The following is a 13,581-nucleotide window of genomic DNA, read 5'->3' as shown; positions in this document are numbered from 1 at the left end:
CCCCTTTTCTATATGATAATTATTTCATGTTCTTGATAATCTGATCTAGCAGATCTCTGCCCCTGCCGGCATATTTTTCTCCGGTGTCATCAATGCCAGATTTCCGTCTGCATCCTCTGCGCAGAGCAGCATTCCCTCTGACAGTACGCCAGCTAGTTTCGCAGGTTTTAAGTTCACGAGCACCATGACCTTCTTACCGACCATTTCCTCTGCTGTATAATGTGCTTTGATACCAGAAACGATCTGTTTGACCTGACTTCCGACTTTTACCTGGGAGCACAGTAATTTCTTGGATTTCTTCACTTCTTCACAGGCAATGATTTCGCCTACCTGGAACTGCATTGCACCGAACTGCTCGAATGTGATTTCTGGTTTTGCTTCGATGTCGATCACAGCCTCTTCCCCCGCAGCTTCTTCTGTATCGGCTACAGGTGGGTGAAGTTCTTCTACTTTTTTCAGGACTTCCTCCAGATCCAGTCTCTGGAACAGGATTTCCGGCTTATCTGTGACGTGTCCGTCATTTAACTGTGCCAGTATCTTTTCACTTGTGGACGGCATGAAGGACTCCAGAAGTCTTGCACCTGCGGAAATGCTCTGAATCAGGTTCCACAGTACAGTCTCAAGTCTGTCTTTCTTTGCTTCATCCTTTGCAAGTACCCATGGCATTGTCTCATCAATGTATTTATTGCAGCGTTTGAACAGGTTAAAGATCTCTGTCATTGCATCTGCCACACGAAGGTCGTTCATCTTCGCTTCCACTGCCTTCGGTGTATTCTCTACAACAGCCTTTAAGTCGGCATCTACTTCCTCTGCCACGCCTTTGTCAGTTACCACGCCGCCAAAATATTTATTCGTCATAGAAACGGTACGGTTGACCAGATTTCCAAGTGTGTTTGCCAGATCAGAATTCAGACGCTCTACCATCAGTTCCCAGGAAATCACACCGTCATTCTCGAACGGCATTTCGTGGAGAACGAAGTAGCGGACTGCATCCACACCAAAGAAATCAACCAGCTCATCTGCATACAGCACGTTTCCTTTGGACTTGCTCATCTTGCCATCGCCCTGTAACAGCCACGGATGCCCGAAAATCTGCTTCGGCAGTGGAAGATCCAGTGCCATCAGGAAAATCGGCCAGTAGATGGTATGGAAACGGATGATGTCTTTTCCGATCAGGTGCAGGTCTGCCGGCCAGTCCTTCTTGAACTGGTCTGTGCACTCGCCATCGCAGTCATATCCAATTCCGGTGATGTAGTTGGTCAGCGCATCCAGCCATACATAGACTACATGCTTTGGATCGAAGTCTACCGGGATTCCCCACTTGAAGGAGGTTCTGGATACACACAAATCCTGAAGTCCCGGAAGCAGGAAGTTGTTCATCATCTCATTCTTACGTGATACCGGCTGAATGAATTCCGGGTGTGTATTGATATGCTCAATCAGGCGGTCTGCATATTTGCTCATTTTAAAGAAGTATGCCTCTTCCTTCGCAGGCTGAACCTCACGTCCACAGTCAGGGCATTTTCCGTCTACTAACTGTGATTCTGTGAAGAAAGACTCACATGGAGTACAGTACATTCCTTCGTAATGCCCCTTGTAAATGTCTCCCTTGTCGTATAATTTCTTGAAAATCTTCTGAACCTGTTTCTCATGATAATCATCTGTTGTACGGATGAACTTGTCATAGGAAGTATCCATTAAATCCCAAATTCTCTGAATCTCTCCTGCAACACCATCCACAAATTCCTTTGGTGTAATGCCGGCCTCATCAGCCTTTAATTCAATTTTCTGACCGTGTTCGTCTGTTCCTGTCTGGAAGAACACATCGTAGCCCTGGCTTCTCTTATATCTTGCAATTGCATCTGCGAGGACAATCTCATATGTGTTTCCGATGTGCGGCTTGCCTGATGTATAGGCAATCGCGGTTGTGATGTAATACTTTGGTTTCTCTGACATAGTTTCTCTCTCCTTTTTTGGGACACGGCTTTTCCCCGAAGACAGTGTCCTTATATGAATTAATTTGTTGATACGCGAAAATGCTGACGGCTTCTTATGATATGGGATAGTTCTTCGAACTTTCCCATATCATAAAAAAAACCGCCTTCTAAAATAAGAAGACGGATATATCCGTGTTACCACTCCTAGTTCACCCTACCCTCACGGATAGAGCCTCAGCAAGTGCCGTCAAGCACTTCTTCGCTATAAAGGGCGAACCCATCGCAGCCTTGCAAAAAACAGCATCAAAAATCTTACTTCTCATCTGCTGTCTGTTCGGTGCGCCGCTCGGAAGCCATGTTCGCCTGCACTTCATTCATCCCTCTCAGCTTCGAGATCCTCCAAACAAAAGCAGCACATATAGGGCCCTTGTCGGTATGAATCCTCCGGGAATTCTCTGTAAAATGTCCTTCAGGTTACTCTCTTCGTCATTGCGTTCTCTTTTGAGTATTCTGTTTGGTCTGTTAAAAAGCGTATCACAGCAAAATCAGAATGTCAAGGAAGGATTTGTGGAAGTTTCCACTAAATCTAAACTGTAATTTTAAACTTTTCACTATGAGTTATTTTTAATATACTTTAGCAGAACAGCTTATACAGAAAAACGTTTTATCAACTTTGCTGCAACTTCAATCTTAACCGGATGAAGGTTATTCTCCTGAATCTGGTAGATTAATTGCCTTGCTGCTGTCTGCCCCATAAATTTCCGGGGTATGGAAATACTCGTCAAAGCAGGCTGAACCACACTACACATACCAATATTATCGAAACCAATAATCCCCACCTCATCGGGAACTTTAATTCCACAAAGAGTCAGGGCTTTTATGGTACCTATCGCAATAAGGTCATTTTCCGCAAAATAGCAGTCTGCTAATTCCTCCCCCTTTTCTATGATATCCAGCATATCAGTAAAAGCTCCCTCTATGGAGGGAGAAACTTCATGGGTTACTGATTTGGCTGGTGAGAGTCCATGATCACGCAATGCACTCCGAAAGCCCATTTGGCGTTCCTCAAAGTTGCCAAGCCGCAATGTCGATGAAATATATCCAGGCTGAGCTTTACGAGTATGTATCAAATATTCTGCTGCAAGGTATGCCCCCTGCTTATTATTTATAAGTACACTACTACACTCTAAAGCATCCAGATAACTGTCCAGCAATATGGTCGGAACCCCAAGAGCAAGGAACGCAAGACAGGCCTTTTTAGTAATCGTAGTGCCTAGCAATATAAGACCCGCTGTTGAACGTATTCTAAGTTCTCCGATTATATTTTCCACATCTATTTCTGAATCGTTTACATGTAATATTTGAATATGATAGTTACTTTTCCGGCATTCTTCTTCCATTCCCTCAAACATCTCAAAAAAGATACCATTATAATTCAGAACGGTATCGTATGCACGGTAAGCTATAAAATATATTTCGTTGCTTTGAATCTTGGAAATCTGATGTCGGCTTAGATCATAACCATATTTTTCTGCAGCCTCTAAAATTCGATTCCGGGTCGTAGTACTTACACCTGGACGGTTATTTAGCGCCATGGATACAGCAGTTGCCGAAATATTAAGTTTTTGTGCTAATTCCTTTGCCGTAATAGACATAGCAGACCTCCTCTTTTCATTGCCAGTAGTTTGACTCTGCCTATAAAATACCATAGAGATCTATAGAAATAAAGTTCTTTTAAATAATAAAGTTAAAATAAAGTTAAAAACACTTTATTTGCAATAGTAATAAAGTTCATTCAATCATAAAATTTCTCTATCATTACTAAGGAGGGTAAATAAAATGGAACGAGTAAAGAAGAGATCAAAGAGGTTTCTCTGCATATCGATTATATTGATGTTTATCAGTATGATCGGAGTTTCGCTTGTGCAGACCAATGGTGGACATGTCTCTGTAAAACACATATACTGGGAAACAGAAGCCGGTATCGGCATCAGTGCCAATCTGTATATTCCTGATAATGCGAGTGCCAAGCATCCTGCACCAGCAGTTGTAACAAGCCATGGGTACCTCAACAACAAAGAAATGCAGGATTCTAACAGCGTAGAATTATCCCGGCGCGGTTATGTTGTACTTGCCGTTGACCAACCCGGGTGCGGAGAATCTGATATTGCCGACTATGCAGGAGAGAATGGAACTGGTTTTAACTTTATTTCTGTATATCAGGGTGCTCTGGAATTATCCAGACTGCCTTATGTTGATAAAGAAAAAATTGGTGTCACAGGACATTCTATGGGAGGTATGTCCAGCAATCTGGCAGTATTAGCAGACGATGCCAGTGAAGCCCCTATTATTTCAGCAGTCTTATTGAATTGTATCGACGCCATGTATACCGACAGTCCAAACACAATGGGCGGACTCGCTACATTGGCAGGTCTTGATGGTAACTATGCCAACATGTATAATACCCGTGATGTCGGAATCATAGCAAGTAAATACGATGAATTTTTCCAACAGACTATGACAGAAAGCGGAACTCTTCTCCAAGCACCTTATTATATGGACGAAAGTTACTACGCACAGTCATTCCTGCATTTTGGGAAAGACCCTTCCGGGCTTGAAACACGAAAAGCAGATACGATCTATCACGAAACAATTAGTGGTGAAGATGCCATACGTGCAATTTTTAACCCTGTACAGATTCATCCCTGGTCACATTTCAGTAAAAGATCTGCAACGGCAACCATCACCTTTTTTAATGAAGCATTCGGATCTCCGGTTGAACTTCCTGCTTCTAATCAGATTTGGCAGTTAAAAGAAGCTCTTAATTTTGTCGGAATGATCGGTTTCGTAATGTTTATCATCTCTTTTGCTACAACATTACTTTATACGCCATATTTTGAAAAGCTCCGTGCAAATGAGATTGCCACTGCCAGAAAGACTAATAAGAACGGAATATTGTGGTTCATATTTGGTTCTGCGATTAGTACTGTTATTGGTGCTCTATCCTATCAGCCCGTCGTAGAATTTGGAAAAAATCTGACATTTACAGAACAACCTATGATCTTTGGCATTGCACTTTGGGCTGCCCTCTGTGGGGTTATTTCTATTGCTGTAATGTGTGCAAGCTACAAGATCTATGGAAAGGCAACCGGACTTGACCTGAATGAAATTGGTGTAAAAATGCCACTAAAAAAATTAGGAAAAACACTTCTCCTTGCTGCAGTCGTTATTGCTGCCGCATATGCCTGGGTATTTTTTGCAGACTACTTCTTTGTAAGCGATTTCAGAATCTGGAATGTAGGCATTAAAGCATTTAATGCAAACACTCTACGGATGGCTCTTTTCCCACATGCCTTCCTGTTCCTGATATTTTACATTACATATTCTGCAGCAAGCAACTGTTTTAACTTTAACCAGATCGGTGGAAAGCATTCCTGGTCAAATAACCTGGTACTTACAATCGTGGCTCTGCTTCCAATCCTGATTTTACTGGCAATCCAGTATGGTACTTATGTAGCAATTGGGCACATGGCATGGTCCAATAATAATGCACCTATGAACATCGCACAATTATGGGCGTTTTTAATTATTATACCAGGTGCCTCCGTCATCGACCGCGTACTATATAAAATAACCAAAAATCCTTATCTAGCAGGTATTATTACCGGCGTGATCGTTGCAATTATCAGCAGTACAAATACAACCAGCCGTTTTCTTGGGTAAAACATATTATATAATTCAACCTGTTGTGCCAACCAAAAATCCAAAAACTTAAACAGCTTATTTTTAGTAGTCTACAGTTTTTTCAAATCGAGTTAGCACAACAGGTTAATTTACTTTCATGGTGTAATGTAATCTACTGAGAAGAGGCCCCGCCCATAGCAGTTATTCGCCCCTATATATTTTTCCCAGATCAAAAACAGGTTCACCTTTTTCATCCCATTGTACTTCAATCATCATGGTATGACGGTTAGGATCATATAAAGGGTCCCCTTCTATTTCATCATAACAGCGGGCATGAAAAACACAGATATCTTTTTTCCCATCATCTGACTTTACAAAAGAATTATGACCCGGTCCAAAAATCCCTTTTTTCTCATCCGTACACAATACAGGTGTTATACGTTTTGACCAATTATTCGGGTCCAATATATCCTCTGTTTCATTTACAGACAGCATCCCCATGCAGTATGCCTTTCCTGTATCGCTGGCAGAATAGGTCAGATATATCCGGCCATTGTGTTTTAAAACCGCTGGTCCCTCATTTACCCAGAAGCCACTTCGTTCCCATGGATAATCCGGCTTCGAAAGCAATTCCTGTGGAGTTGACAGTTTATCAGGCGCTTCCATTCTCGCTATGTATAAGTTCGAAATCTTTTTTCCCGTCCCTGTTTTTTCAGCCCAGATATAATAATATTCACCATTGTGCAGCATAACCGTGGCATCCAGAGAGAAATCCAGAAACGAAAACTCGTCTTCTTCCGCAGCCTGCATCTGCCCCAGTTCTATCCATTCATCCCGGATCGGATCATTCCCCGTACATGCCAGAACATAGGGCCTGATTGCCCAGATATCGTCTTTATCTCCTGCTGCATAGTAAATATACCATTTTCCCCACAAATAATGAAGCTCGGGCGCCCAGATATGAATGCTCTGTTTTCCAGAACTATGTTTTCTCCATATAATCTTTTCCTCTGCCTCACGAAGTCCCTTAATACTGTCAGATTTTCTTAATATAAGCCGGTCATATTCTGGTACCGAAGCAGTAAAATAGTACATTCCGTCAGAATGTCTGTAAATTTGAGGATCTGCCCTGTTGTATATGAAAGGGGTATTATATTCCGTTTCTTTATAGTTATATTTATTCATTTCTGTTCACCTTTATACGTATCATGTTCCAGGAGTAAGGCTCTAGTTTACAGCTTACTTTTGTTTTCTCTGTTTCTTCTATCATTGCAAAATGAGGTTTCACTTTTTCATGGTCTGATTTATTATCTGCCTTTATATCCGCATGGAATAAACTTGTATGCTCTGCTACTGTATCTGTGCAAAAACCCTGGAGAACTGTTTCTACTACTGCCGGTTCTCCCTTTCTATTTACCAGATATAAGACTAATTCACTTTCTTTTTCATTATAAATGACCACCTGATCAAGATATGGGATTTCTTTTCCTTTCTTAGATAAGTAACACGGGGACTTCAAAATACTCTCCATCAGAATACCTTTACCATACCTGGACATATATGAAAACGGATAAAAGATAGGCTGAACCCATACTTCTGCCCCATTCTCAGTCATAATTGCGGCGCTGATATTGGTAAGCAGTGACTGGCATGCCACCTTTACCCTATCACATTTTTTAACCATAGCCATAAGCATACCTGCAAATAGCAGGGCATCTTCCATAGTATAGATTTGTTCACTGAAGGCAGGGGCCACCTGCCACTCTCTGGAAGAGACTGAGTCGGCTACTTCTTCACCAGAGATTTCCCATACCCCCCACTCATCGAAGCAAATATCTATTTTTTTGTTTGATTTCTTTTTACTTTTAACCATGTCACAGATTCCAATTACAGTCTGTATGTATTCTTCCATATCTACCGATTGGGCAAGAAACTCTTCTGTTCCCATCTCCTGCCCTCCATAATACTGATGCAGGGAAATATAATCTGCAAAATCATATGTATATTCCAATACGATTCTTTCCCAATCAGTATAAGTTGGTACATCTGTTGATGAACTGCCACACACAACAGTCTTAATTGAACTGTCCAATGCCTTCATCGCATGTGCAGCTTGTGCTGCTAGTTTTCCATAATCCTCCGGTGTCTTATGGCCAATCTGCCATGTGCCATCCATCTCATTGCCCAGACACCATATTGGAATTCCATATGGTTCCTCACTGCCGTTTTCCAAACGCCAGTCACTATAGGATGTCCCGGCAGGCAGGTTGCAGTACTCCAACAGAGAGACTGCGTTTTCAACCCCTTTTGTACCAAGATTCACTGCAAATATTGGTGTAATATCTGCCTTTTTCGCCCACTGCATAAATTCATCTGTACCAAATTGATTCGTTTCTATCGATTTCCATGCAAGTTCTCTCCGCCTTGGCCGTTCTTCCTTTTTTCCAACACCATCCCGCCAATCATAACAGGATACAAAATTTCCTCCGGGATATCTGATACAGGTAACTCCCATTTCCTTAACCTTCTGGATAACATCTTCGCGGAAACCATTTTCATCTGACTTTGGATGCCCTGGCTCATATATTCCGTTATATACCACCCGCCCCATATGTTCAACAAATGAACCATATATAAGGGGACTCACTTCTGCATTTCTAAAATCTTTGTTTATAATCAGTTCTGCCTTATACATTATTTTCTCCTTTATTCTTTCACTCCCGAAGTAGCAATTCCTTCAATAAAGAACCTCTGCCCAAATAAGAATAACAATAATAACGGACAGATAGAAATTACTGTCGCCGCCAGTGTCGGTCCATATTTGATAGAATTGCTGCCGACCAGTACGGCCAGTCCGGCAGATAGTGTTCTATTCTCTACTGAACTGGACAGCATCATAGGATATAAAAGGTCATTCCAGTTATTCATAAAATGATAGATTCCCAGACTGATCAATGCAGGCTTCGATAGCGGCATCACAATTTTTCTGTAAATCTGAAAGTTATTCAGGCCATCAATTCTGGCTGCCTCTTCCAGGGATTTTGGAATTCTTGAAAAAAATGAAGTCAGCATATAAATCCCATATGCTCCGGATGCTCTGGGCAGTATAAGCCCCAGTAATGTGTCCAGAATTCCCAGCTTATACTCTTCTATATACAATGGAATCATAATAATCTGGAATGGCACCATCATTGTAAGTAAAATAATTGTAAAGAGCACCTTTTTCCCTCTAAATTCCATTCTCGCAAATGCATAAGCCGCCAATGAATCAAACAACAGGCTTATAACAGTTACACTACCCGCAAAGACAACTGTATTCTTCAGCATGCTCAGTATCGGAATTGCATTTACTACATATTCATATTGAGCCGTAACCCACTCCTTCGGCAGAAATGCCGGAGGCCATTTAATGACGTCCGCATCCGTCTTAAAGGAGGATACAATCAGCCAGACAAGCGGAATAAATACCAGCAGAGCAACGATACACAAAATAATATTTCCAGTTACTCCAAATATCTTACCTTTTCTTTTTTCTCTCATGCCTGTTGTTCCTCCTTCCCACTAATATATTTTCTCATGCAAATCGTTATAATCGCTATAATTATAAACAGATATACAGATATAGAAGACGCATACCCTAAATCGTGTTCCGTCTTGAATCCCCGGTCATAGATATAACTTACCAGTGTTTCTGTTTTATGCTGGGGTCCTCCTCCAGTCATCACATAGATTTGGTCAAATGCCTGGAAGGCAAGGATAAATGTTGTCACTGCACAGAATCCGATCGTCTGCTTTATAGACGGAATTGTGATATAGATAAACTTCTTGAGGCCACTTGCCCCATCCAAATCTGCCGCTTCATACAAAGAATATGGAATATCCAAAGTCGCAGCCGTTATAATAGTCAGCGTATACCCAAAGTTCCGCCAGACAGTAACCATAATAATAACAGCCATTGCATATGTAGGACTGGACATTAGGTTCGGCATGACAATTCCTATTTTCTTCAATAAATACGCCAGCATACCAGAATTGGAATTTAACAGCATGGACCATAATATACTAATAGCAGTCATTGAACACACATAAGGCACATAGAAAGATGCACGCAAAAACTTATGCAATTTCGTGTTCTTCTGCATGAACATAGTGAGTATTAATGCCAGAAATATCTGTACAGGAACTTCTATTACCGTAAAAATCAATGTATTTTTAGTGGCATTCCACACACGTGCATCCTGAAACATTTTCAGATAATTTTCCGCCCCAGCAAAGGATATATCTTTCATATACAGATCCATGTTCAGCATACTAATGATAAATGCTGAAACCAACGGAACAAATACAAATACAGTCAGGACAACCATGGATGGGAGAATGAACAAATACGCTGTTTTTTGGTTTTTTGCTGCTATTTTTTTTGTCTTCTCCATTTTGATATTTACTCCTTTCGCAAGGAAAGTTCTGAGTACCCCAGAACTTTCCTCTTGCATCCATTATTTTGTGACTATCTCATCCAACCTGTTTGATGCGTCTTTTACTTCACCAGTAACATCAGACCCCATTAATATATTCTCCATCATAGGCTTCATTACATCATTATCAATCTGAGTTCCATATTCATATCCTAAGTGCCAGTCCCTTCCGATTGAAGATGCCTCAGAAACACTATTCAGAATATCATTAGACTTAATCTCTTCATCCTCAAGCAGGGAGTATGACCATACCGGGAAACCATTGCGTACAGACCATTCTTTCAGTACATCATCCGTCAGCCAGTAAGCCATAAATTTGTAGACTGCATTTTTCGTTGCTTCATCTGTTCCTTTTGGAATCATGTATGAGCAGCCTCCCTCTGCTGAATAGGCCCCATCACTTCCTGATGGCATAGCTGCAATACCATAATTCATCCCAAGACCATTTAAAATATTAATATTCCACGGCCCTGCCAGACACATTCCAATCTGTCCGGACTGAAACATCGTATCGGCCTCCGCTGATGTCAGCCCGTCCGGTGATACCCCTGCTTTCTTTAATTCCTGCAGCCATGTTAACGTCTTAATATTTGTTTCGGAATTCAGGAGATTCTCATCGGTTGCTGTATTAATCACATCCCCGCCATTTCCCCAAAGATACTGTACGTAATAGCCAAAATCTGTCGGCATTGCTAATCCGTACTTTCCTTGATCTTTGTCAGTCAATGCTTTTGCACACTCTTCAAGCTCATCAAATGTGGTCGGCGGTGCATCCGGATTCAGCCCTGCATCACTGAACATATCCTTATTGTAATAGAGATACTGCAGATTGTACTGCATCGGCACACCATATAAAGTATCGCCAACATATGATTTTGCAACAACGTTTTCATAATAATTATCTTCGTTTGTATTCGTAGCTTTCCAAAAATCACTGATATCTTCCAGAGAGTCATTATTCACATATTCTTGTATATACTCAATTCCTACTAAGATAAATGACGGTGCTGTGTCCGTTGATATAGCCGCTGGCAGCTTCGATTGAAGTGTGTCATTATCCATAATATCCACTTCCACTGTAATGCCATCTTCATTAGTCTCATTATACTTATTGATTATTTCTTTCAGGACATCTCCGTCGGAACCTGTAAATACGGTCCATAAAGACAATGTTGTCTCATTTGCTTTTGCAGACTCCGGCTCTTTTGTTTCCTTTTTTCCGCAACCTGCAAATAAAGCAGCTGTCATGGTACATGCCAAAATAATACTGGTAATTTTCTTCAATTTCATAATACGATCCTCCTATTGAATTCCTTCTTTTACAAATGTCCATTCCTGACAAGTATATCCTGTAGGTCCCCATTGACCAATAGCGGCACCATTTGTAGTTAAATTGTCAACAACTTCTAAATATTTCTGGCTGTTGATATTAACCAGATGATAATACCCTCCTTCCGTCATTTCTAAATTCCAAAGCTGGCTATTGGATTGTGTCAATGCATTTTGAACTGCAGATGCACCATCCTGGCTTGAACTTTCATTTATATCAAGTGCTAACCCACTGTTTTTATTTGCAAAATAAACACCATTCCCTGTATCACTAATCTGCCATACCTGACATGGATAATATGTCTTATCATACTGTGCAAGGGTCTGACCTTCCTGTACAGACATAGAGGGTACTTCTAAGTACTTTTCACTATTTCTATTTTTCAACATAAAGTAATTTCCAAGATTCAAATCCGATTTATAAACAGCAATACAATCTACTTCTGCATATCCAGTATCATAGGCAAGACTAATTGTATTTGTTCCTGCATTAAGATCACAGGTGAATTCTGCCCAGTAATATTGATGCCAATTAGGAGTTTGCGCATAAACTACCGAATTTCCCCCCTGCCCATTTACAGTAACCTGATGCCTGCTTTCACTTCCACTCCCATTATTATAGCGAACATAGACCGTATATGCACCCTCTTGTGGAACCATGACTTTATCAAAAGTAAGCTGACTATCATTATAATTTATATATCCTACTTCACTTTTATTTGAAGAATCTTCACACTCGATTACCTGTACATTATTCAGAACTGCATTCTCCGCCTCGTATATATCCATTGTTAGAGGTAATGTGCCAATTCGCAGAGAACTGGCCTTCTCATTTGGATTACCTATATTGGCAATCTGATAAAGTTTTGTATTATCAACATTGGTTTCGATACATTGGCTGAATGCATCCAGATATATGATATCCTCACCATCCCACGTAAGAGCCTGTGGATAACGTTCCCAGCACCCTTCTCCAAAGTTATAGTTTACAAAGATGTTCTGACCACCTTCTTGTATGTCTCCACTTGCATTTACCACCCACTTTGCACCTATAATTACCATTCCATTCGGTCCACCTGCATCTACCCACTTTACATAGGGTGAGGATCCCAGACACTGTCCATCAGCCGTCTGTACCAATGTGCCTAAGTCGTCCTCATCCCAGGTCAAACCATCATCAGAAAATTTGCAATAAACAACAGAACTGTTCTGGTCATAGCTTGGTCTGTTAACAACTTCATATGTAGCAATATATTTTCCATTCGGCATTTTAGATACAGTTACCATTCCAGGTCGGTCATTTTTGTTTTTAATAGCAGCCAGATTTGATTCCTCACTCCAATTTATCCCATCACTTGTGTACCTAAGTGATAAAGATTGAAGGACATCCTGACCTTTTAACCGTTCATCAGAAAAAGCACAAATAAGATGTCCATAATCATCCATATATAAAAATGGCTCCCATATTGTAGACGTTGTTGATTCCGGGGATCTGTCATAATCAAATGGACCACCTACATCAACTGTACTTACGTATTCCCAGTTAGCACCCACATCTGTACTCTTATAAATCACAATTCTTGAAGAACTTTGGTCATCCGGTACAAGGTTTCCTGCTAACAGTAATGTCCCTGCCGGCATATCTCCTACCGCCTGTGGAAGTTCATAAATCATCGGCTGTGCTTTCCGGTTTGTCCCGAACACCTCATCTGTCACATCAGAAATATGCTGCCAGGTTTCTCCATCGTCGGTGCTTCGGTATATCGGCCATACCTGTTCGGAATTTACCCACATATGCTGATCGCATGTTGCCAGCAAAACTCCATTATTTTCCCCACTATTTTTTAAACAAAGTACTCTTCCATAAGTCAGTGCTTGTTCAGCATCAAAAGAATCATTTACACTTACCTTAAAAACATCTGTCCCATTTTCAATAACCTTTGCTTCGGATATGTTTCCTATGCTAAATGCAATTCCTGTTGCTAACACTAAACAACTAACTACTTTTGTCCATCCCTTCATATGCTTCTCCTTTCTCTTTCCTTTTATTTCGTATTTAACTCGATAAATGGATTTTAAAACAGAAACCTTAAATTTATCTTAAAAAACTAATACTTTTTTACATATTGACCTATTTTCTTTTAATCTCTTATTAT

At 40.7% G+C, this 13,581-nt stretch carries 10 protein-coding genes; 1 reads left to right on the top strand and 9 read right to left on the bottom strand.

The genetic code is table 11. The annotated features are described in order from the left end of the window. Positions 1-45 precede the first annotated feature (45 nt). The 3 genes from metG to HGO97_RS12695 all read right to left on the bottom strand — a co-directional run bounded on the left by metG (position 46) and on the right by HGO97_RS12695 (position 3,592). A complete protein-coding gene (gene metG, locus HGO97_RS12705; protein ID WP_330654253.1) occupies positions 46-2,001 on the bottom strand; it encodes a methionine--tRNA ligase in 1,956 nt (651 codons plus the stop codon). A 145-nt stretch (positions 2,002-2,146) separates the two neighbouring features. Beyond that, on the bottom strand, positions 2,147-2,311 hold the full coding sequence (locus HGO97_RS12700; protein WP_216242202.1) for a hypothetical protein: 165 nt from the start codon (positions 2,309-2,311) through the stop codon (positions 2,147-2,149). A gap of 273 nt (positions 2,312-2,584) precedes the next feature. Beyond that, a complete protein-coding gene (locus HGO97_RS12695) occupies positions 2,585-3,592 on the bottom strand; it encodes a LacI family DNA-binding transcriptional regulator (RefSeq protein WP_168866782.1) in 1,008 nt (335 codons plus the stop codon). 184 nt (positions 3,593-3,776) lie between these two features. Here HGO97_RS12695 and HGO97_RS12690 point away from each other — a divergent pair, with 184 nt between their 5' ends. Next, positions 3,777-5,660: an alpha/beta hydrolase gene (locus HGO97_RS12690; protein WP_216242200.1), complete on the top strand. Its 1,884-nt coding sequence runs from the start codon at positions 3,777-3,779 to the stop codon at positions 5,658-5,660. 162 nt (positions 5,661-5,822) lie between these two features. Here HGO97_RS12690 and HGO97_RS12685 read toward each other — a convergent pair whose 3' ends face one another. The 6 genes from HGO97_RS12685 to HGO97_RS12660 all read right to left on the bottom strand — a co-directional run bounded on the left by HGO97_RS12685 (position 5,823) and on the right by HGO97_RS12660 (position 13,447). Beyond that, a complete protein-coding gene (locus tag HGO97_RS12685) occupies positions 5,823-6,806 on the bottom strand; it encodes a family 43 glycosylhydrolase (protein WP_216242198.1) in 984 nt (327 codons plus the stop codon). Beyond that, positions 6,799-8,316: an arabinosylfuranosidase ArfA gene (gene arfA, locus HGO97_RS12680; protein ID WP_216242196.1), complete on the bottom strand. Its 1,518-nt coding sequence runs from the start codon at positions 8,314-8,316 to the stop codon at positions 6,799-6,801. Before arfA ends, HGO97_RS12685 begins: the two co-directional genes overlap by 8 nt. Before the next feature lie 11 nt (positions 8,317-8,327). Then, a complete protein-coding gene (locus HGO97_RS12675) occupies positions 8,328-9,161 on the bottom strand; it encodes a carbohydrate ABC transporter permease (RefSeq protein WP_216242194.1) in 834 nt (277 codons plus the stop codon). After that, positions 9,158-10,054: a carbohydrate ABC transporter permease gene (locus HGO97_RS12670; protein WP_216242192.1), complete on the bottom strand. Its 897-nt coding sequence runs from the start codon at positions 10,052-10,054 to the stop codon at positions 9,158-9,160. Before HGO97_RS12670 ends, HGO97_RS12675 begins: the two co-directional genes overlap by 4 nt. A 63-nt stretch (positions 10,055-10,117) precedes the next feature. Then, positions 10,118-11,386 (bottom strand): ABC transporter substrate-binding protein, encoded by a 1,269-nt coding sequence (locus HGO97_RS12665; protein ID WP_216242190.1) that lies wholly within the window; start codon positions 11,384-11,386, stop codon positions 10,118-10,120. 12 nt (positions 11,387-11,398) lie between these two features. After that, positions 11,399-13,447 (bottom strand): RICIN domain-containing protein, encoded by a 2,049-nt coding sequence (locus HGO97_RS12660; RefSeq protein WP_216242187.1) that lies wholly within the window; start codon positions 13,445-13,447, stop codon positions 11,399-11,401. Positions 13,448-13,581: the final 134 nt, after the last annotated feature.

It is taken from the genome of Faecalicatena faecalis, from assembly GCF_012524165.2.
Lineage (GTDB): Bacteria > Bacillota > Clostridia > Lachnospirales > Lachnospiraceae > Faecalicatena_A > Faecalicatena_A faecalis.
Note: the sequence above shows the minus strand (reverse complement) of the source record. Positions and strands in the feature narration are given on the sequence as shown.

Excerpts from the sequence above, each read along its gene's own strand:
- HGO97_RS12700 (WP_216242202.1), bottom strand. The coding sequence starts at position 2,311 with ATGAAGTGCAGGCGAACATGGCTTCCGAGCGGCGCACCGAACAGACAG.
- HGO97_RS12695 (WP_168866782.1), bottom strand. The coding sequence starts at position 3,592 with ATGTCTATTACGGCAAAGGAATTAGCACAAAAACTTAATATTTCGGCA.
- HGO97_RS12690 (WP_216242200.1), top strand. The coding sequence starts at position 3,777 with ATGGAACGAGTAAAGAAGAGATCAAAGAGGTTTCTCTGCATATCGATT.
- HGO97_RS12685 (WP_216242198.1), bottom strand. The coding sequence starts at position 6,806 with ATGAATAAATATAACTATAAAGAAACGGAATATAATACCCCTTTCATA.
- arfA (WP_216242196.1), bottom strand. The coding sequence starts at position 8,316 with ATGTATAAGGCAGAACTGATTATAAACAAAGATTTTAGAAATGCAGAA.
- HGO97_RS12675 (WP_216242194.1), bottom strand. The coding sequence starts at position 9,161 with ATGAGAGAAAAAAGAAAAGGTAAGATATTTGGAGTAACTGGAAATATT.
- HGO97_RS12670 (WP_216242192.1), bottom strand. The coding sequence starts at position 10,054 with ATGGAGAAGACAAAAAAAATAGCAGCAAAAAACCAAAAAACAGCGTAT.
- HGO97_RS12665 (WP_216242190.1), bottom strand. The coding sequence starts at position 11,386 with ATGAAATTGAAGAAAATTACCAGTATTATTTTGGCATGTACCATGACA.
- HGO97_RS12660 (WP_216242187.1), bottom strand. The coding sequence starts at position 13,447 with ATGAAGGGATGGACAAAAGTAGTTAGTTGTTTAGTGTTAGCAACAGGA.